The organism is Arenibacter sp. P308M17 (assembly GCF_003426735.1).
In the GTDB taxonomy this organism is placed as follows: Bacteria; Bacteroidota; Bacteroidia; order Flavobacteriales; family Flavobacteriaceae; genus Arenibacter.
In genome coordinates, this window is record NZ_QVON01000001.1 from 913,332 (window position 1) to 934,817 (window position 21,486).

General features: G+C 42.7%; 12 protein-coding genes. 11 read left to right on the forward strand and 1 reads right to left on the reverse strand.

All coding sequences use genetic code 11. The features are described from left to right. The 6 genes from D0S24_RS03680 (at nucleotide 1) to D0S24_RS03705 (ending at nucleotide 6,409) form a co-directional block, all read left to right on the forward strand. Nucleotides 1-522, forward strand: coding sequence for a DUF3341 domain-containing protein (locus D0S24_RS03680; protein ID WP_117018462.1), 522 nt, complete (start codon nucleotides 1-3; stop codon nucleotides 520-522). Between the two features lie 11 nt (nucleotides 523-533). Continuing rightward, nucleotides 534-1,094 carry a cytochrome c gene (locus tag D0S24_RS03685; RefSeq protein WP_117018463.1) on the forward strand — a complete coding sequence of 187 codons (561 nt, stop codon included), beginning with the start codon at nucleotides 534-536 and terminating at the stop codon, nucleotides 1,092-1,094. Nucleotides 1,095-1,112: 18 nt separating this feature from the next. Then, nucleotides 1,113-2,426 carry a quinol:cytochrome C oxidoreductase gene (locus D0S24_RS03690; protein WP_117018464.1) on the forward strand — a complete coding sequence of 438 codons (1,314 nt, stop codon included), beginning with the start codon at nucleotides 1,113-1,115 and terminating at the stop codon, nucleotides 2,424-2,426. Nucleotides 2,427-2,460: 34 nt separating this feature from the next. After that, nucleotides 2,461-3,519, forward strand: coding sequence for a cytochrome c oxidase subunit II (locus D0S24_RS03695; protein WP_117018465.1), 1,059 nt, complete (start codon nucleotides 2,461-2,463; stop codon nucleotides 3,517-3,519). Nucleotides 3,520-3,565: 46 nt separating this feature from the next. After that, entirely contained in the window at nucleotides 3,566-5,386 is a 1,821-nt protein-coding gene (locus D0S24_RS03700; RefSeq protein WP_117018466.1) for a cbb3-type cytochrome c oxidase subunit I, read from the forward strand. A 198-nt stretch (nucleotides 5,387-5,584) separates the two neighbouring features. Then, a complete protein-coding gene (locus D0S24_RS03705; protein WP_181938018.1) occupies nucleotides 5,585-6,409 on the forward strand; it encodes a GIN domain-containing protein in 825 nt (274 codons plus the stop codon). Between the two features lie 161 nt (nucleotides 6,410-6,570). Here the strand turns inward: D0S24_RS03705 and D0S24_RS03710 are convergent, their stop codons facing one another. Continuing rightward, nucleotides 6,571-8,835 (reverse strand): acyl-CoA dehydrogenase, encoded by a 2,265-nt coding sequence (locus tag D0S24_RS03710; protein WP_117018468.1) that lies wholly within the window; start codon nucleotides 8,833-8,835, stop codon nucleotides 6,571-6,573. 143 nt (nucleotides 8,836-8,978) lie between these two features. On the opposite strand from D0S24_RS03710, the gene ruvB reads away from it, so the two are divergent. The 5 genes from ruvB to sprA all read left to right on the forward strand — a co-directional run bounded on the left by ruvB (nucleotide 8,979) and on the right by sprA (nucleotide 21,417). Next, nucleotides 8,979-10,001, forward strand: a complete 1,023-nt coding sequence (ruvB, locus tag D0S24_RS03715) for a Holliday junction branch migration DNA helicase RuvB (RefSeq protein ID WP_117018469.1) — start codon at nucleotides 8,979-8,981, stop codon at nucleotides 9,999-10,001. A 192-nt stretch (nucleotides 10,002-10,193) separates the two neighbouring features. Continuing rightward, entirely contained in the window at nucleotides 10,194-11,114 is a 921-nt protein-coding gene (gene queG, locus D0S24_RS03720; protein ID WP_117018470.1) for a tRNA epoxyqueuosine(34) reductase QueG, read from the forward strand. A 183-nt stretch (nucleotides 11,115-11,297) separates the two neighbouring features. Then, nucleotides 11,298-13,592 carry an NADP-dependent malic enzyme gene (locus D0S24_RS03725; protein WP_117018471.1) on the forward strand — a complete coding sequence of 765 codons (2,295 nt, stop codon included), beginning with the start codon at nucleotides 11,298-11,300 and terminating at the stop codon, nucleotides 13,590-13,592. 56 nt (nucleotides 13,593-13,648) lie between these two features. Beyond that, nucleotides 13,649-14,230 (forward strand): Holliday junction branch migration protein RuvA, encoded by a 582-nt coding sequence (gene ruvA / locus D0S24_RS03730; RefSeq protein ID WP_117018472.1) that lies wholly within the window; start codon nucleotides 13,649-13,651, stop codon nucleotides 14,228-14,230. A gap of 5 nt (nucleotides 14,231-14,235) precedes the next feature. Continuing rightward, nucleotides 14,236-21,417: a cell surface protein SprA gene (gene sprA, locus D0S24_RS03735; protein WP_117018473.1), complete on the forward strand. Its 7,182-nt coding sequence runs from the start codon at nucleotides 14,236-14,238 to the stop codon at nucleotides 21,415-21,417. The last annotated feature ends 69 nt before the right edge of the window (nucleotides 21,418-21,486 follow it).

Sequence of the window (21,486 nt, forward strand, 5' to 3'; positions counted from 1 at the left end):
ATGGCGTCGAAAGTTATACATGCTTTTTATAATGATGACGATGTGCTAATGCATGCTGTTAAGAAGGTAAAAGCCGCAAAGCATCATATTGAAGAAGTTTATTGTCCTTTTCCGGTACATGGTTTGGACAAGGCGATGGGGCTTGCCCCTACCAGAATTGCCATAACGTCCTTTATGTATGGTTGTGTTGGTCTTACGGTGGCCATTGTAATGATGAATTTCATCATGATCCAGGATTGGCCACAGGATATTGGGGGTAAGCCCAGTTTCAGTTATTTGGAGAACATGCCGGCCTTTGTGCCAATCATGTTTGAGCTGACCGTGTTTTTTGCGGCGCATCTAATGGTAATTACTTTTTACCTGAGAAGTAGGTTGTGGCCTTTTAAAGAAGCCGAAAATCCTGATGTAAGAACAACGGATGATCATTTTTTAATGGAAATCGAAATTCATGATAACGAACAGGAATTGATGGATCTGTTGATGGATACCGGAGCAGTCGAAATTAATATTACAGAAAAGTAGTCATAGATATTATGAACAGTTTTAGCAAAATAGGGGTCTTGTTTGGTTTGGTATTATTAGTTGCTTCTTGTGCAGACAAAAATAGCAGAAACTATCAATACATGCCCAATATGTACAAGTCCGTAGGTTATGAGACCTACCAGAAAGTAGATTTTCTTCCAGATGGGATGGAGGCCGGACTTCCGGCCGAAAATACGGTGCCAAGGGGGTGGATACCTTACGGTATTGAAAATACCATAGAAGGAAAGGAAATGGCAAGACTCAATCCAAGTCCGTTGGATTCCCTAAATAGTGAGGCCAATCTGGCAGAAGGCATGGAACTGTACACTATTTATTGTGCAATTTGTCACGGGGACAAAGGAGACGGACAAGGCAACTTGGTGAAGAGGGAAAAGATATTGGGCGTACCCAGCTATGCCGATGTAGCGAGAAACATAACTGTAGGAACTACATATCATACCATTTATTACGGATTGAATTCCATGGGTTCCTATGCAGGGCAATTGGATACCGAAGAGCGTTGGAAGGTTTCTGAATACGTAATGAAATTGAAACATGATTTAACAAAATAAGACCTAGATATTAGCAATATGTACACTTTTTCAAATAGATTAAAAATTGCTTCCTTCATTTTAATGGCTGTAGGCGTTTTGGGAATTGGTATTGGTTTTATGGCTGCACCAAGTACTGTAGAGGAGGCAAAGGCGATTGTGGCCGGACATGGTGATGGTCACGGGGATGCCCATGCGGTTACGGAGGGTCATGGTGCCGAAATGGAACATGGGGAAGCCCATGATGCATCACATGATGAGCATTTACTGCATCAGTTACAGAACAAACCTTGGGCGTCCTTATACGTAGCTGCACTTTTCTTTATGATGATTGCACTCGGAACACTCGCTTTTTACGCTGTACAGCGTGCTGCCCAGGCAGGGTGGTCACCATTGCTATTTAGGGTAATGGAGGGGATTACGGCCTATTTGGTACCCGGAGGTATCATAGTCTTGGTAATATTGGCCCTGTCGGTTGCCCATATGAATCACTTGTTTGTGTGGATGGATCCCGAGGTGGTTGCGCATGATGCCCTATTGCAAGGGAAATCCGGGTATCTTAACGGTACTTTTTTCTTGATCAGGGCAGCGGTCTTCTTGGGAGGCTGGATATTATATAGGGAGTATTCCCGTAAATTGTCCTTGGCCCAGGACGAATCCAATGATGATTCCAATTTTAAATTGAATTTTAGGATTTCGGCCGGTTTTCTTGTGTTTTATTTGATAACGGAATCCATGATGTCCTGGGATTGGATTATGAGTGTGGACCCCCATTGGTTCAGTACTCTTTTTGGATGGTATATCTTCGCAAGTATGTTTCTTATGGGGATAACCGTTATAGCTTTGATAACCATTTACCTTAAATTTAAAGGATATCTGAAGGATGTAAATGATAGTCATATACACGATCTGGCCAAATTTATGTTCGGGATGAGTATTTTCTGGACCTATTTATGGTTTTCCCAATTTATGTTGATTTGGTATTCCAATATTCCTGAAGAGGTAACCTACTTCGTTACCAGGATAGCGGATTTCAATTTGCCATTTTTCGGTATGGTGGCAATGAACTTTTTGTTTCCGGTGCTTTTGCTTATGAACAGTGATTTTAAAAGGGTAAATTGGTTTGTAGTGATGACTGGTATCGTTATTCTAGTAGGTCATTATCTGAATATTTACGTGGCTATTATGCCTGCTACAGTGGGTGATCAATGGTTTATTGGTATCCCCGAAATTGGATCTATTTTGTTCTTTGCAGGATTGTTTATCTTTTTTGTATTCAGGGCGTTGACCAAGGCTCCGTTGCAGCCAAAGCGCAATCCGTTTATTGAAGAGAGCAAACATTTTCATTATTAGTATTTAGTATATAAGTATAATTTCAAATCATACGATGACTCCATTATTGACCATAGTTGTTTTAGTATTAGTGGCAATTGCTATTTGGCAAATGACCAAGATATTCGAATTGTCACAAATTAGAGCTAGCAATTCCCAAGTAGCAAGTGAAACGGATAATAAATACAATGGGTATTTAATGTTCGCTTTCTTGATTTTCCTTTACGGGATTACCATTTTTAGCTTCTGGAAATACTCTAAAGTACTTTTGCCCGAAGCTGCTTCCGAGCATGGCGGTGGATATGATTCGTTAATGGCTATTTCATTTATAATCATTTTTATTGTTCAGACCTTGACCCAATTTCTACTGCACTACTTTGCTTATAAGTATAGGGGGGATAGGGAAAGAAAAGCTTTGTTCTATGCGGATAACGACCGTTTGGAATTCATATGGACCATTATTCCGGTCATCGTTTTGGCAGGATTGATTTTGTGGGGGCTGTACGCATGGACCAATATTATGGATGTCAATGATGAGGACGACCCCCTTACCATAGAACTATATGCCCAACAGTTTAACTGGACGGCAAGATATGCCGGTAACGATAATGTTTTGGGCGATGCCAATGTTAGGATGATCGATATTGATAAGGCCAATGTTTTAGGGTTGGATAGCGCAGATCCAAATGCGGCCGACGATATTATTGTTAAGGAATTGCATTTGCCGGTGGGGCGCAAGGTAAATTTTAAAATGCGTTCCCAGGACGTGTTGCATTCCGCTTATATGCCCCATTTTAGGGCCCAAATGAACTGCGTGCCGGGAATGATTACACAATTCTCCTTTACCCCTACCATTACCACTGAGGAAATGAGACAGAATCCGGATGTTGTTGACAAGGTAAAACGTATCAATGGTATTAGGGCAGAAAAGGCGGCAAAAGGGTTGGACAATTCCGATCCTTGGGAATTTGATTATATCCTGTTGTGCAACAAGATATGTGGGAAGTCCCATTATAATATGCAAATGAAAATTATTGTTGAAACGGAAGAGGAATACAATGCCTGGATAGCAAGTCAGCAGACGTTTGGGAAGTCAATGGCCGCAACACAATAATTTTAGTCTTAAAAAATAACCTTATAAAAAATTTAAAAATAGAACTATGTCTGTAACCGCTCACGCACACGTAGAAGACCATTCAGATGATCACGGACATCATCACAAGGAAACCTTTGTGACGAAGTATATTTTTAGTCAAGATCATAAAATGATTTCCAAGCAGTATTTGATTACTGGACTTATAATGGGATTCATTGGTATTATGATGTCACTTTTGTTTAGAATGCAATTGGCATGGCCAGGGGAATCTTTTCCAATTTTTGAAGCTATTCTTGGCAAATGGGCACCTGGAGGTGTTATGGATGCCGATGTTTATTTGGCCTTGGTAACCATACATGGTACTATCATGGTTTTCTTTGTTTTAACGGCAGGATTGAGTGGTACCTTCAGTAATTTATTGATTCCACTTCAGATTGGGGCCAGGGATATGGCTTCAGGATTCTTGAATATGATTTCGTACTGGTTGTTCTTTGTGTCCAGTGTGATTATGGTAATTTCGCTTTTTGTTGAAGCGGGACCTGCGGCCGCCGGATGGACGGTATACCCACCGCTTAGTGCCCTTCCTATGGCTCAGCCAGGATCTGGTATGGGAATGACCCTGTGGCTGGTATCTATGGCCATTTTTATTGCTTCTTCCCTATTGGGGTCATTGAACTATATTGTTACCGTAATCAATCTTAGGACCAAGGGAATGTCCATGACCAGACTGCCTTTGACTATTTGGGCGTTCTTTGTAACTGCAATTATAGGTGTTATTTCTTTCCCGGTATTATTATCAGCTGCTTTGCTTTTGATCATGGATAGAAGCTTTGGCACTTCCTTTTTCCTATCCGATATTTTTATCCAAGGGGAGGTATTGCATTATCAAGGTGGTTCTCCGGTATTGTACGAACATTTATTCTGGTTTTTGGGACACCCCGAGGTGTATATCGTAATCTTACCCGCTATGGGTATGGTTTCGGAAATTATGGCGGTCAACTCCCGTAAACCAATTTTTGGATATAGGGCCATGATTGCCTCTATTTTGGCAATTGCATTTTTGTCCACAATTGTTTGGGGACACCATATGTTCATTTCCGGGATGAATCCTTTCTTGGGGTCGGTGTTTACGTTTACTACCTTATTGATCGCGATTCCATCTGCGGTAAAGGCCTTCAACTGGATTACAACCTTGTGGAAAGGGAACCTCCAATTAAACCCTGGAATGCTATTTTCCATAGGAATGGTCTCCACCTTTATTTCTGGTGGTTTAACAGGAATTATCCTTGGGGACAGTACCTTGGATATTAATGTGCACGACACCTACTTTGTGGTGGCCCACTTCCATTTGGTAATGGGTATATCCGCACTTTACGGTTTGTTTGCCGGTGTTTATCACTGGTTTCCCAAGATGTTCGGTAAAATGATGAACAAGAACTTGGGGTATGTGCATTTTTGGGTCACGGCCGTCTGTTCCTATGGCGTTTTCTTCCCGATGCATTTTGTGGGAATGGCAGGCGTACCGCGTAGGTATTACGAGAATACGGCTTTTCCCATGTTTGATGACCTAACCGATATCCAGGTCTTAATGACGGTTTTTGCCCTTATTGCCGCCGCCGCACAGTTAGTATTTGCCTTCAATTTCATTAGAAGTATTTTCTACGGAAATAAGGCCGTTCAGAACCCATGGAAATCAACTAGCTTGGAATGGACCACACCGGTAGAACATATTCATGGCAATTGGCCTGGAGCAATCCCGGAAGTACATAGATGGCCATATGATTATAGTAAAACCGATGATAATGGGGAATATATAATTCCAGGTCAGGATTTCGTGCCACAAACCATGCCACTTTACGAAGGTGAGGAGGAGTTGCACCACTAACGATTGGAAACAACAAATTTTAAAAGTCCATCCCTAAGATGGACTTTTTTTGTACCTTCCATTTGCATATGGAAAATCGGCATAGCCTTTGCTGGTTGTAGACCATATTAATTAATTGCAAATTTGTGGTGACCCAGGGTTAAGGGCTATAGCAGTTGTTTTAGATAAAGACCTATTATGTATTTTAAAATTTTGGAAGTGAGACATTTACTTTTATTTTTTATGTTATTGGTTGGCTGTATGGTGTATTCCCAACGAAAACCTAAAATTAAGGGCAATAGAAATGTGATAGAGGTGAGGGAAGCACTGGCCCCTTTCAATGCGGTTCAACTTGATGATGATCTTGATATCAACTTACAGGCCGGTACAACCGGGGAGTACATTATTGAAGCGGACGATAACCTAATCGATATATTAAAATTTGAAGTAGAGAATGAAACACTGATCATTAGTTCCTACTATAAAGTAACCTCCAAGAAAAAACTGAACATTACCGTTAATTTTAGCGAATTGTTCCGTATCGATGCCAATGAGGGCAATGTAGTGGTTTCGAACCGATTTTCAACCGAATATCTTGAAGTAAATACCAAGGGGTCCGGTAGGGTGGAAATAGATGTGGATGCCGATGCTATGGCCATTACAATGAACGATAATAGCCAGGGCAATTTTAAGGTGGACAGTGATTCCTTAACTATTCGCCTTGCCGAAAATGCGGATTTAAGATTGTTCGGGGTTATGGAAAATACGGTGTTGTATATGCAGCGCAATTCCAGGGCCGACCTAGAGGGTTTTACCAATGTTTTCCAGTTCCAGTTATTGGATAATTCCGATCTTAAGGCAAAAAGATTGGAAGCCAATGCGGTCCAAGCAAACTTGGAAGGCAACGCTTCTGCCGAAGTCCTATCAACGGCAACTGTGGACCTGAATTCCAAAGGCTCTTCCAAGACCTATGTATTTGGGGACAGCAAAATTAATCTGCTGGATTTCTTGGATACCTCTGAGTTGTATCGGCGTAAAAACTAGTGTCAAGTGAAGCCTAAACCTACGGGTAATTTAATGTGTCTTTTGAGCCGTTCCTGCGTTGCAAAATATCCTTACGTAGCTACGGCTACGCTTGTTTTTTGAGCCTTGGCCCAACTCAAGATCCATCATTCCTTACCTGTCATTTAAACGTAGACTTGACACTAGCGACTTATCGGTGCGGTCAGGCAATGATCCGGAATTCCGAAACCATCTACCAAAACTTCGATATGGGGTCTAAATTCCGTGCTTAAACGCTCTACTCGCTGTCTTATGGCCTTGGACTTGGTACCACCCAAATAGCCCTGTTCCAGAAACCATGATGCGTCTTCCCGTATTTCTGATAATGCAAAGAGGCAACCCAGTTTTTGAAAGAGTTCTTGGTGCTTCCTGTCTTCCATGGTTGCCGTAAACTTTAAGTAGGTGTTATAGGCCAATTCACAACTATAGGCTTTTCCCAATGCAATTAAATGTGTTTGTACTTTTAAATAGGCCTGATATGTTGGGACCCCTTTCTTGATATAGTCCCTGATTCGCATGGCCGCGGAATAGGTCAACCTTCTTGTTCGGTAATCAAAGGCGTGTTGGTGGAACTTGGGATTGTATAAGTGTTCCTTATCTACCTTGTTGGCGTACATGGGGTTTATGGTAACCAATTTGTCGCTTATTTGGCTGCCCAATAGTTTAAATACTGCAGAAAACCCCCCACTATTTAACTCGGTATTGAAATCGGACATAATTCCTTTGGCGGCCAATTGTAACAGCACCGTATTGTCCCCTTCAAAGGTGGTAAATATATCAACATCGCACTTTAGGTCGCCAATTCTATTCTCCAGTAGGTAGCCCTTACCCCCACAGGCTTCCCTACATTCCTGAATGGTTTGGTTGGCGAACCAGGTTATAATGGCCTTCAATCCGGCTACCTGGGTCTCTATTTTTCGTTTGTCCGTAATACTGTCATCGCTGTAGGTTTCCATCAAGGAATCCAAGGTTACCTGGTATACGTAAGTTTTGGCAATGGCGGGGGTCAGCCTCAGTTGGTGTGATGGATAATCCATGATCAAATCCTCTTGGATTTTAAGGTTGTCGTTGAATTGTCTTCTTTGTAGGGCATATTTCACGGCAATGGCGATGGCCATTTTTGCTCCGCCCAATGCTCCCTTGGCTACACAGATCCGTCCGCCGACCAAGGTGCCGAGCATGGTAAAAAAGCGTTTGTTCGCATTTTTTATTTCGGAATAATAAGTACCGTCAGGTTTAATATCCCCGTATTTGTTCAAAAGATTTTCCCTCGGTACTTTAACCTGATCAAACCAAATTTTACCATTGTCCACCCCATTGAGCCCTAATTTGTAGCCGTTATCTTCAATGCGTACGCCTGGCATTGGACGATTTTCACTGTCCCTTAAAGGCACTAAAATGGCATGTACCCCATGGTTTTTACCGTCCACGATCAATTGTGCAAATACCGATGCCATTGTACCGTGCAGTGCATTTCCAATGTATTCTTTATTATCGTTCTTCCCTGGGGTGTGTATGGTAATATTATCTTCCTCCATATTGTAAGTGGCGGTCGTTTTTATACCCCTTACATTGGATCCATGGCCCGTTTCGGTCATGGCGAAACATCCCAGTAATTTGGCTTCCCCAACGGCCTTTAGATAGAGATCGTGGTGTTTTTTGGTTCCCAACTTCTGAATGCTGCCTCCAAAAAGTCCAAATTGTACCCCAAACTTTACCGTTAGGCTACCGTCTATGTACATCAGGTTTTCAAAAATGCTGGCATACAAGGGCATATTGCCTATCCCCCCGTAAGTATCGGGGTAGGCCATGGCCCCATATCCTTTCTTTGCCAAATATTGTACTTGGGACAACACTTTTAGCCTAAATTGCTCTTTATTCTTTATTATTCTCCAAGTAAAAACAGCATCATTTAATGTATCCCTAAATTTATTTATTTCTATGTGGTACTTACCTTTGAAGATTTTGTCAATCTCCTTAGAGTTATAGAAATGGGAGGTTTTGTCCAAAATAACTTCTATTTCGAACAAGTGTTGATAATGGTTGGGTTGTATCCCTAAATTGATTTCAATGGCCGATAAATTCTCATTGAATAAATGCTCCGAACCATTTTGTGATAATAATTTCTTACTAAAGGACGACAATGGATGGTTGTCGCTTTCCGTCAATTTGACGCCGGAATTGGATATGGCCCGTTGCCAGGATTTTATTACAGAATTCAAAGGGGGTTTGGAGGTATTGAGCCAACTGTTCAAGGTTTCCCTGTTTTCTTTGGATAGGTTTTGATCTTCGTCGATTATCCTTTTAATAATAGAAATCTCTGAAATAGTCAAAAGATCATCGGACCAAATAACAAAAAAGAAAGGTATGTACTGCAGAATACTGGGAGGATATGTTGTCTTTGTCATAAGATGAATTTACATTATTTTTTAGAAAAACCATATTTCTAAGGTAGAAAGAAAGGGTACAATTCTTGAAAGCTGGAAGTATCCCTGTCCTTATAATTGTTTCATGGAAAAACTATTTCAATTTCCTTTATCTTTGTTGGTGTATGAATGAGAATCTAGATCCTACGGCCGGTAATTTCTCCAGTGAGGAGTTCGATATAGAAAGGGCATTGCGCCCTATTTCCTTTGATGACTTTACCGGGCAGGAACAAGTATTGGAAAACTTGAAAATATTTGTTCAGGCCGCCAATTTGAGGGGGGAAGCCCTGGACCATACCTTGTTCCATGGTCCGCCAGGTCTTGGAAAGACTACTTTGGCCCATATTTTGGCCAACGAATTGGGAGTGGGTATTAAAATGACTTCTGGACCCGTATTGGATAAACCGGGGGATTTGGCGGGATTGTTGACCAATCTGGACGAGCGGGATGTGTTGTTCATTGATGAGATCCATAGATTGAGTCCCATAGTAGAGGAATATTTATATTCTGCCATGGAGGATTACAAGATAGATATCATGATAGAATCCGGTCCCAATGCCAGATCGGTACAGATTAATTTAAACCCCTTTACCTTGATAGGTGCCACTACCCGCTCCGGGCTGTTAACGGCTCCCATGAGGGCACGCTTTGGTATTCAGAGCAGACTGCAATATTATTCAACGGAACTCTTGTCTACCATAGTGGAGCGCAGCGCCGAAATATTAAAGACCCCTATTACGCAACAGGCCGCTATTGAAATAGCTGGAAGAAGTAGGGGTACGCCCAGAATATGTAATGCTTTGCTAAGGCGGGTGCGCGATTTTGCCCAAATTAAGGGAAATGGAAAGATCGATATAGAAATCTCACAGTTTGGTCTAAAGGCTTTAAATGTGGATGCCCACGGATTGGACGAAATGGACAATAAGATCTTGACGACCATAATAGACAAGTTTAAGGGAGGCCCCGTAGGGATTACTACCTTGGCTACCGCCGTCTCCGAAAGTGCAGAAACCATAGAGGAGGTGTATGAGCCTTTTTTGATCCAGCAAGGATTTATTATGAGGACTCCCCGAGGCAGGGAGGTTACAGAGTTGGCCTATAGGCACTTGGGAAGGATAAAAGGAAATATCCAAGGAGGGCTATTTTAGTTATCGCCCTTAAAATGTGCAGTGGCCTTGTACATCATGATCAAATCCCATTTACTCGATAATCGAGATTTAAATGCTCCGACGCTTGCGTCGAAATCTAAAAATAAAGTTCCTTTCAATGCCCCGAGGTAGTTTATTATATATTCAGAAGTTGGTGACAAGGTTCCAGCTCTTAAAAAACGATAATCCTTTTTGAACAGTATTCATGAACATACCCAACTTATAAAAACCGAAGCCAAACGCCTCGGGTTTTTGTCCTGCGGTATCTCCAAGGCCGAATTTATGGAAGAGGAGGCCCCCAGGTTGGAAAAGTGGCTCAATAACAATATGCATGGGGAAATGGGATATATGGAAAACCATTTCGATCTGCGCCTGGATCCCACTAAATTGGTGGAAGGTTCAAAATCGGTCATTTCCCTGCTTCTCAATTACTTTCCCGAAGCTACCCAGAAAGAAGACACTTTTAAGGTTTCAAAATATGCCTACGGACAGGATTATCATCATGTGATAAAGTCCAAGCTTAGAGAACTTCAAAATTTTATTTCAGAGGAGATCGGGGAGGTGTACGGCAGGGCTTTTGTAGATTCTGCCCCCGTTCTGGATAAGGCCTGGGCAGCAAAAAGTGGTCTTGGTTGGATTGGGAAACACAGTAATCTCTTGACCCGGCAGGTAGGTTCCTTTTATTTTATTGCCGAACTGATCGTGGACCTGGAACTGGAGTATGATCATAGGGTAACCGATCATTGCGGTAGCTGTACCGCCTGTATGGACGCCTGCCCCACCCAAGCTATTGTGGAGCCCTATGTGGTAGATGGCAGTAAGTGCATTTCTTACCTCACCATCGAATTAAAAAATGAGATTCCCTCGGAATTTAAGGGAAAAATGGACGATTGGATGTTTGGCTGTGATGTATGCCAGGATGTATGCCCATGGAACCGCTTCTCCAAACCCCATCGCGAACCTTTGTTCAATGCAACCCCAGAATTACTTTCCTTTACCAAAAAGGATTGGGAGGAGATTACGGAGGATGTCTTTAGGAAGGTATTCCAGAAATCGGCCGTAAAGCGCACCAAATTCTCCGGTCTAAAACGGAACATAGAATTTTTGGAGTAGGATGGAATTTCAAAAGTTGGCGGTCTAAAGTAGATAACGGAACCGTTCCCCTCCTTGGGAGAGCCTGTCCCGCCTTTTGGCGGGAGGTTAGGGGAGGTATGGATAATATTTAGGTGATTGAAAAAGTTTAAACCTCTTAATTTAAAGAATACTGTTAACTTTGTTTTCCTAAGACAACACTATATGAGCAAGCAAAAGACAAGAAGGGAAGCATTGGTATATCATGCCAAGCCGCAACCCGGGAAGATAAAAATAGTTCCTACCAAACCCTATGCTACCCAAAGGGATCTGGGTCTTGCCTATTCGCCAGGTGTGGCGGAGCCCTGTCTTGAAATTGCCAAGAATAAGGATAATGTATACAAATATACCGCCAAAGGAAATATAGTGGCCGTAATATCCAATGGAACTGCAGTACTGGGGTTGGGAGATATTGGTCCCGAGGCTTCCAAGCCGGTAATGGAAGGCAAGTGTCTTCTGTTTAAGATTTTTGCTGATATAGACGGAATAGATATTGAATTGGATACCACCGATGTGGAAAAGTTTATAGAAACCGTAAAGATAATTGCCCCAACTTTTGGAGGTATCAATTTGGAGGACATCAAGGCTCCTGAAGCCTTTGAGATTGAAAGGCGTTTAAAGGAAGAGCTGGACATTCCGGTAATGCACGACGATCAGCACGGAACGGCCATAATTTCGGCCGCGGCCCTTTTGAACGCTTTGGTGCTAACCAATAAGAAAATTAACGATGTCCGTATTGTAGTAAGTGGAGCAGGTGCAGCTGCCGTTTCCTGTACCCGTTTGTACAAGGCCTTCGGGGCAAGTGACAAAAATATAGTAATGCTGGATAGCAAAGGGGTTATCCGCAGCGACAGGGAGAACCTGTCTAAGGAGAAATTGGAGTTTGCCACAGATAGGAAGATCAATACCCTGGAAGAGGCCATGAAGGAGGCCGATGTTTTTATTGGTCTTTCGGTGAAAGATATCGTTTCTGCAGAGATGCTGTTGTCCATGGCCAATGATCCTATAGTGTTTGCCATGGCCAATCCAGATCCGGAAATAGATTATGACCTGGCCATAAAGACCAGAAAGGATATCATCATGGCCACAGGAAGATCCGATCATCCCAACCAAGTGAACAATGTTCTGGGATTCCCCTTTATTTTTAGAGGAGCATTGGATGTCCGGGCCACCAAGATAAATGAAGCTATGAAAATGGCTGCTGTAAAGGCTTTGGCCGAGCTTACCAAGGAACCGGTTCCAGAACAGGTGAATATTGCCTACGGGCAAACAAGGCTGACCTTTGGGCGGGATTATATAATTCCAAAACCCTTTGACCCCAGATTGATATCCGAAATACCCCCTGCGGTTGCCAAGGCGGCCATGGAAAGTGGGGTGGCCAAAATGCCTATTGATGATTGGGATAAATATAGGGAGGAATTATTGCAACGCTCCGGGAACGATAATAAAATAGTTCGTTTGTTGCACGATCGTGCCCGAATAAGCCCTAAAAAAATTGTTTATGCGGAGGCCGATCATCTGGACGTACTCAAAGCGGCCCAAATTGCCTATGAAGAAGGATTGGCAACACCAATTTTATTGGGAAATAAGGTAGTTATTGCCGAATTGATGAAGGAACTGGAATTCGATGCCGATATTCTCGTTATAGATTCCCATGCAGAAGAAGCCAATGACAAAAGAAATTATTACGCCTCCAAGTATTTTGAAAACAGACAGCGTAACGGAGTAAGTCTCTTTGGTGCCCGTGCAAAGATGAGGGAGCGTAATTATTTTGCTGCAATGATGGTCTTGGAAGGGGATGCCGATGGTATGATCTCCGGATATTCCAGGGCATACCCCACAGTGGTGAAACCGGTTTTTGAGGTAATAGGAAGGGCGGCCAATGTTAAGAAAGTGTCCACCGTAAACATTATGATCACCGAAAGGGGCCCCTTGTTTTTAGCCGATACCTCCATTAATATAGATCCCAATGCCGAGGAAATTGCCGAAATAGCTAAGATGACGGCCAATGTAGCCGTAACTTTTGGCTTTAGTCCCGTTATGGCCCTATTGTCCTATGCCAATTTTGGGTCGTCCACACATCCGAATGCTACCAAGGTAAAGGAAGCGGTAAAAATATTACATGCAACCAACCCGGAATTGGTAGTGGACGGAGAACTACAGGTAGACTTTGCCCTGAACAAAGAATTGCACCAAGGTAAATTTCCCTTTTCCAAATTGTCCGGTAAAAAGGTAAATACACTTATTTTTCCCAATTTGGAGTCGGCCAATATTACCTATAAGCTGCTCAAGGAACTGAATAAGGCGGATTCCATAGGTCCAATAATGGTAGGTTTAAGACGTTCCGTTCACATTCTTCAATTGGGTGCCAGTGTAGACGAGATGGTAAATATGACTGCAGTGGCAGTTATCGATGCCCAGGAAAGGGAGAAAAGGAAATTGGCAAAAATACAAAAATAATAGTTCAAATAATTCCCGTTTCAAGAAGGTTTGAAACATGAAACCTGCAAAAGCCAATGATTACCCATTTAAAAGGAAAACTTGTTGAAAAAAATCCGACCCACATTGTGATCGAATGTGCAGGAGTGGGATATTTTGTAAATATTTCATTGCACACCTTTTCGAAGATCAGGGATACCGAAAGCATTCAACTGTACACCCACCTACAGGTAAAGGAGGATTCACATACTTTGTTCGGCTTCTGCGAAAAGTCCGAAAGGGAGATATTTAGATTGCTGTTGTCCGTATCGGGAATAGGCTCCAGTACCGCCAGAACGATGTTGTCATCCCTGTCCCCTGCTCAAATAAGGGATGCCATTGCAACCGGAGATGTTCCTACAATTCAGGGAATCAAGGGCATCGGTGCCAAAACGGCACAACGGGTAATTCTGGACCTGAAGGACAAGGTTTTAAAAGTCTATGATATTGATGAACTTTCCGCCCCATCAAACAATACAAATAAAGATGAAGCGTTATCTGCATTAGAGGTTCTTGGTTTTGTCCGCAAGCAAGCTGAAAAGGTTGTGGATAAGGTAGTTGGCCAAGATCCTGGACTAAGCGTAGAGAACATTATAAAACTTGCGCTTAAAAATTTATAACAAGTTTGAAAAAAGGGGCAAAATTTTATCTTAAATCATCATTTAAGCTTACTATCCTACTGTTTATTTTCTTGAGTGCAACAGGTATTTCCCTGGCCCAGGAAGTAGAAGGGGAAGATGCAGTTGGGCAGGAAGTGGATTCCTTAAAAACAGGTGTTGCTCTGGGGAAATTGAAAATGGAGAACCCGGACAGCATAGTTTCAAAATATACTTATGACCCCAATCTGGACCGATATATCTATACGGTAAGTGTTGGGGATTTTGATATCAATTATCCCGTTATCCTGACTCCCGATCAATATATGGAACTTGTGCGCCGGGAGGGTATGAAATCCTATTTTAAGGAAAAAATCGATGCCTTTTCCGGTAAAAAGGATGGTAGTGAGGCGGCCCGTAAAAATTTACTTCCCAATTTCTATGTAAATAACAGCTTTTTTGAAAGTGTCTTTGGGGGCAATACCATTGAGGTAATTCCACAGGGATCGGTCGCGATGGATCTTGGGGTTATATGGCAAAAAAATGATAACCCATCCCTATCACCCCGGAACCGGACCAATCTTTCCTTTGATTTTGACCAACGGATCAGCCTAAGTATGTTGGGTAAAATAGGGGAGCGACTTCAGGTAACGGCAAACTATGATACCGAGGCTACTTTTGATTTCCAGAATTTGGTCAAGTTGGACTATACCCCATCCGAGGATGATATACTTCAAAAGATTGAGGTAGGTAATGTTAGTATGCCCCTCAACAGTTCCCTGATTACTGGAGCGCAGAGCCTGTTCGGTGTAAAGACCGAACTGCAATTTGGGAAAACCAGGGTTACGGCCGTATTTTCGGAACAACGGTCCCAAAGCAATACGGTGGTGGCTCAAGGTGGGGGCACAGTGAATAACTTTGAACTTAGGGCGCAGGACTACGACGCCGACAAGCACTTTTTTTTAGCCCATTATTTTAGGGACAACTATGATGCCGCACTGGTCAACTATCCGTACATAAGGAGCCAGGTCCAAATTACAAGGTTGGAGGTATGGATAACCAATAGGAGCCAGCAAACAGTGAATATTAGAAACGTTGTTGCCATCCAGGATTTGGGGGAGGTACAAGCGGATAAGACCAGGATAGGACAAAACAACGGGGATCCTGCCGGATTTTTCAATAGTTCCGCCGCCGGTAATCTGCCAAGGAACGCTGCCAACGATTTTGATCCCCTCCAAATTGGTTCCGGTGGGGCCCTTACAAGCAGTATTAGGGATATAGCTACGGTACAGGCGGGTTTTAATGTGCCCGGATATACCGTAAACCAGGGGTTTGATTATGCTATTTTGGAAAATGCCAGAAAGCTGGAGCAGGGCAGGGATTTTACCTTTAATTCCCAATTGGGGTATATCTCCCTAAACCAGAGATTGAGCAATGATGAAGTACTTGGGGTTGCCTTCCAATATACCTATAACGGGGAGGTCTATCAGGTAGGGGAGTTTGCCAATGGGGGCGTGGATGCCACAACGGTGACTCCAGGGGCGGAAATACCGGTAAACAACAATACCTTGATCCTTAAGTTGTTAAAAAGCAATATTACCAATGTTGTGGATCCCATTTGGGATCTGATGATGAAGAATATTTACGCTACCGGCGCTTATCAATTAAGTCAGGAAGATTTTAAGTTGAACATTTTATATGCGGAAACAACACCAAGAAATTATATTACACCCGTAGAATCCGGTGTAGGTTCGGGTTGGCCAACTTCTCCAAAACCATTGGAAGATAGGATTCTATTGGACGTGTTCAATCTGGATAGGTTAAACGCGTATAATGATCTCCAAAATGGAGGGGACGGTTTTTTTGATTACGTGGAAGGTATTACCATAAACTCCCAGACAGGAAGTATAATATTTACCAAAGTTGAACCTTTTGGGGAATACTTATTTGACCTTCTGGGCGGTGGAACCTATGATGTGGCCGATGATCAAGGTTATAATGCCAACCAGCAGAAATACGTCTTCAGGAATATGTACTCGCTTCCTACGGCAGCTGCCCAACAGGATGCGGATAAAAATAGGTTTATTCTTAAAGGAACCTACAAATCGCAGGGGGCCAATGGAATTCCTATAGGCGCCTTCAACGTTCCCCAAGGATCCGTAAGGGTTACTGCAGGAGGGAGACAATTACAGGAAGGTATAGATTACACTGTAAATTATCAGGCGGGTACGGTGCAGATCCTGGACCCAAGTTTGGAGGCTTCCAATACGCCCATAAATATTTCAGTTGAGAACAATGCCGTCTTCGGACAGCAGACAAGACGTTTTACAGGGGTAAATGTAGAGCATCAATTCAACAAAAATTTTGTGCTGGGAGGTACTTTGCTGAACCTTAATGAAAAACCGTTGACACAGAAATCCAACTATGGTATAGAACCTGTAAACAATACCATCTTTGGACTGAACAGTAATTTTTCCACTGAAGTTCCATTTTTGACCAGATTGGTCAATAAATTGCCAAATATTGATACGGATGTCCCTTCCAACCTGTCTGTTCGCGGGGAAGTTGCCTTTTTAAGTCCAAGTTCTCCCAAGAATGCGGATTTTAATGGGGAAACCACCACCTATTTGGATGATTTTGAGGGGGCACAGTCACTGATCGATATCCGCTCCTTTCTTGGGTGGTCTATGGCGAGTCCGCCTGCAGAATTTGCTACCACCACAAATAGTGTGGAGTCCGGATATGGTAGGGCAAAAATGGCCTGGTATACGGTAGATCCCATATTTTATTCCAATCAGCGGCCTACGGCATTGAACGATGATGATATTTCCACAAATGAGACCCGAAGAATCTACATACAGGATGTATTTAACCAAGATGTTGCCCAAGGGCAGACTTTGGCCCAAAATACTTTGGACATAGCTTATTATCCGGATATGAAAGGCCCCTATAATGCCAATCCAAATTTTACTTCGGAACAACCGCAGGATAAATGGGCGGGGATAATGCGGTCTTTGAGCAGTACCAACTTTGAGCAGTCCAATGTGGAATATGTTCAATTTTGGGTTTTGGATCCTTATGTGGACGGCATTGCAACGAGTGCCGGTGATTTGGTGATCAACCTTGGTAATATTTCCGAGGACATTCTTCCCGATGGAAGGAAGCAATATGAAAATGGGTTGCCTGTAGATCCTGTATCCAATGATCTTACCTATAAAACAAATTGGGGCAAGGTTCCTGCAACCCAATCCTTAATTTATGCCTTTGATGCCGATGTGAACAATAGAGGTTTGCAGGATATTGGTTTTGATGGTTTAACCGATGCGGAGGAGGCTACTTATACCTTTGAAGGGGGAGTTACCTACAATGGCCCGGCAGAAGATCCTGCATTGGATAATTACGAGTATTTTCTGAATAGTGAAGGGAGCATTTTGGAACGATACCTTAATTATAACAATCCGGATGGAAACTCTCCTGTACAATTGAGCAATTCGGACAGGGGATCCACTACATTGCCAGATGTGGAGGATATAGACAGGGATGGAACCATGAATACGGTAAACAGTTATTACGAATACCGTATCAATATTAAGCCGGGGACGACGGTCAATGATAAATATGTAACGGATATTAAGGAAGGGGTTACCAGGTCTTTGCCCAATGGCAATACCCTTAACGAACGTTGGATACAATACAAGATACCATTGTCCGATTTTACCGATGCCATTGGTGGTATAAGCGATTTTAGGTCCATAAGTTTTATGAGGATGTACCTAACAGGCTTTTCAAGCAATATGGTATTGCGTTTTGCTACCTTGGATTTAGTGCGGGGAGATTGGCGTACTTATGCCAAATCGTTACAGCCGGATGTGGACGGGGATCCTACCGATGATGGTACTTTGGTGGATGTTAACGCTGTAAACGTGGAGGAAAATGCCAATAGGACCCCAATACCTTATGTTTTGCCTCCAGGGGTAATACGTGAAAGGCTTAACAACAACAATACCATTATTAGGCAGAACGAACAGTCATTGTCCTTTGTTGTGGATAATTTGGAACCTCAGGATTCCAGGGGAGTCTTTAAAAATTTGGATATTGATGTAAGGCAATATAAACGCTTAAAAATGTTTATGCACGCCGAAGAAATTATAGCATCCGATTATGCCGATGACGAGACGCCCCTAGTTGGGTTTCTTAGGATCGGTTCGGATTTTACACAGAATTATTATCAGATAGAATTGCCTCTAAAACTTACTCCCCATGGAGCAAGCTCGGATACGGAAATTTGGCCGGATGTAAATGAACTGGACCTTTCATTGGATGATTTGTCCAAGGTAAAATCTGCAGGAATCGCTGCCCAAACCCTTAGCACTATTAATTATTACGAAATTGAGAACGGGGAGGTGGTCCAGGTAAATGAATTTGATCCACGGACATTGGGCAAGTTGCGTATAGGTATCCGGGGAAATCCTTCCTTGGGGGGTATCCGCAGTATGATGGTAGGGGTTAAGAATAACGACAACCTTCCCGCCAGGGGCGAGGTCTGGTTTAACGAACTGCGCTTATCTGGATTGGATAACAATGGGGGATGGGCAGCAATTGCCGCCATGGATATGAATATGGCAGATTTCGCCAATATGTCCGCTACCGGTAGTAAAAGTACCTCTGGTTTCGGGGCCATAGATCAAATGCCCAATGAACGGGCACGTGAGGATGCCATTGCCTATGATGTGGTGACCAATGTGAACATTGGACAATTGTTTCCAAAAAAATGGGGCCTGCAACTGCCTTTTAATTATGGTATTTCCGAGCAGTTGATTACTCCTGAATTTGATCCGGTCTACGATGATCTAAAATTGGAAGATCGCATCGCAGCTGCCGAAACACCTGAAGATGCCGAGGCCATTAGACAACAAGGGGAGGATTATACCAAGAGGACCAGTATTAATTTTATCGGGGTAAGAAAGGATAGGGGAGATGAGGCGGAGGCCAATTTCTATGATATAGAGAACTTTACCTTTAATTATTCCTATAACGAGGTGAACCATAGGGATTTTGAGATCGATGAGCTACAGGATCAGAATGTAGTAACAGGTTTTGTTTACAACCATAATTTTAAACCTGCTCCGGTAGCACCATTTGCCAAAAAGGATTCCTTGTTCACAGGAAAATATTGGAAATGGCTTAAAGATTTAAATCTAAATGTTTTGCCCGCCAGTGTTTCGCTTCAATCCAATATCAACAGGTCTTTCAACCAGCAAAAGTTCAGGGATGTTTTTGAACCGGGGGTAGAAAAATTGGAACTGCCATTCCTACAACAAAGGAACTATCTTTTCAATTGGCAGTATGCCATTAATTATAGCCTAACAAAATCCTTACGTTTAAACCTTACCGCATCCAATAATAATATTGTAAGGAACTATTTTTCGGAAGAGGGCAATCCGGATTCGGAAATAAATCAGGCTTTGGGATTGTGGGACGGATTTTTCGATTTTGGGGAGCCCAATAGGCATTCCCAAGAAATGCAATTGAATTATGAGTTGCCCTTCAATAAAATTCCCGCTTTCGATTTTATCAATGCCCAGTATACCTATACCAGTAATTTTGATTGGCAAAGGGGAGGGGATGCTATGCGCGAAGTGGCCGAAGAGGACATAAACACGGTACAGAATGCCAGCACACATAATTTAACCGCTTCCCTTACCATGCAAAAATTCTACGATTTCCTCGGTCTGGGCAGAAAGGATATCAAGGGGGCTGCTGCCGGACCGGCCCGTTTGGACAAGGCGGGCAATCCGGCCTCCGATGCAGGGGATAATGATGGACAAAAGGCTACCGGTGCGGGGTACAATGCTTTTATAGATGTGCTTACCATGGTGAAACGTGTAAACGTTACCTATAGCCAGAACAGTGGTAAGGTGTTGCCGGGATATACCAGGTCCGTAGGGTTTATTGGTACGGCAAAACCGACCATAGGATTTGTTTTTGGCAGTCAGGCCGATGTTAGGTATGAGGCCGCTAGAAATGGATGGCTGACCACTTTCCCGGAATTTAACCAACAATATATACAGAATACAAACAAGCAGTTAAATATAACAGCCACGGCACAGCCCACAAGGGATTTAACTATAGATCTTGTGGCCGATAGACAAATGTCCGAAAGTTATCAGGAGACTTTTAACGTAGAGGATTTGGGCAATAATACCTTTGAATATGTAAACCTACTAGGGAATAACTATGGCAATTTTAGTATTTCCACTTTAATGATCGGTACTGTTTTTAACAAAAGTGATGAATTTAGTTCCGATACCTTTGAAACCTTCAAGGAAAATAGGATTACAGTAGCCAATAGGATCGTTGCCGAAAGAAACCATGATACCGGAGAGGTGGACGATGATGGATTTCCGGAAAGATACGGTAAGACAAGCCAAGATGTTTTGCTGCCCGCTTTTTTTGCCGCTTATACGGGGAAGGACCCTAATAAGGTAAGTTTGGACGCTTTTAGAAGTATTCCGATTCCCAACTGGAACATTAAATTTACCGGATTAATGCGCAACCCCTGGTTTAAGAAGAAGTTCAAGCGGTTTTCACTAAGCCACGGATATAGGTCGGCCTACAGTATAAATTCGTTTCAGACCAATTTAACGCGTACACAGTTGATCAATGAGGGTATGGAACCCATAAATACGGAGACCCAAGATTTTTTACCGGTCAATATTATGAACAACGTGGTGCTTACGGATCAGTTCAACCCATTGATGCGGGTAGATTTTGAAATGCAGAACTCCCTTAGCGTAGTGGCCGAGATAAGAACGGATAGGGCATTGTCCCTGAGTTTCGACAATAGTTTAATGACGGAGATAAACGGCAAGGAATATACGGTGGGACTCGGGTATCGTTTTAAGGATGTGAAATTTGTTACCAATATTGGGGGTGAACAGCAGCGTCTAAAAGGGGATTTGAACCTAAAGGCGGACGTAACCCTGAGGGATAATATTACCATTATAAGAAACTTGGACATAGATAACAATCAGATAACTTCCGGACAAAATTTAATGTCCGTGAAATTTGTTGCGGATTACGCCCTGAGCAAAAATTTGAACGCCCTGTTTTTCTACGATCATTCGTTTTCAAAATTTGCAGTGTCCACTGCTTTCCCCCAAACCTCCATTAATACCGGATTTACCTTGAGGTATAATTTTGGGAACTAGTGTCCGGTCCTGCCTAAACCTACGGGTAATTTAAAGTGTCTCTTGAGCCGCTCCTGCGTTGCAAAAATC

What these genes read in the sequence shown, in the direction of transcription:
- D0S24_RS03680 (WP_117018462.1), top strand. Translation starts at nt 1, where the DNA reads ATGGCGTCGAAAGTTATACATGCTTTTTATAATGATGACGATGTGCTA.
- D0S24_RS03685 (WP_117018463.1), top strand. Translation starts at nt 534, where the DNA reads ATGAACAGTTTTAGCAAAATAGGGGTCTTGTTTGGTTTGGTATTATTA.
- D0S24_RS03690 (WP_117018464.1), top strand. Translation starts at nt 1,113, where the DNA reads ATGTACACTTTTTCAAATAGATTAAAAATTGCTTCCTTCATTTTAATG.
- D0S24_RS03695 (WP_117018465.1), top strand. Translation starts at nt 2,461, where the DNA reads ATGACTCCATTATTGACCATAGTTGTTTTAGTATTAGTGGCAATTGCT.
- D0S24_RS03700 (WP_117018466.1), top strand. Translation starts at nt 3,566, where the DNA reads ATGTCTGTAACCGCTCACGCACACGTAGAAGACCATTCAGATGATCAC.
- D0S24_RS03710 (WP_117018468.1), bottom strand. Translation starts at nt 8,835, where the DNA reads ATGACAAAGACAACATATCCTCCCAGTATTCTGCAGTACATACCTTTC.
- ruvB (WP_117018469.1), top strand. Translation starts at nt 8,979, where the DNA reads ATGAATGAGAATCTAGATCCTACGGCCGGTAATTTCTCCAGTGAGGAG.
- D0S24_RS03725 (WP_117018471.1), top strand. Translation starts at nt 11,298, where the DNA reads ATGAGCAAGCAAAAGACAAGAAGGGAAGCATTGGTATATCATGCCAAG.
- ruvA (WP_117018472.1), top strand. Translation starts at nt 13,649, where the DNA reads ATGATTACCCATTTAAAAGGAAAACTTGTTGAAAAAAATCCGACCCAC.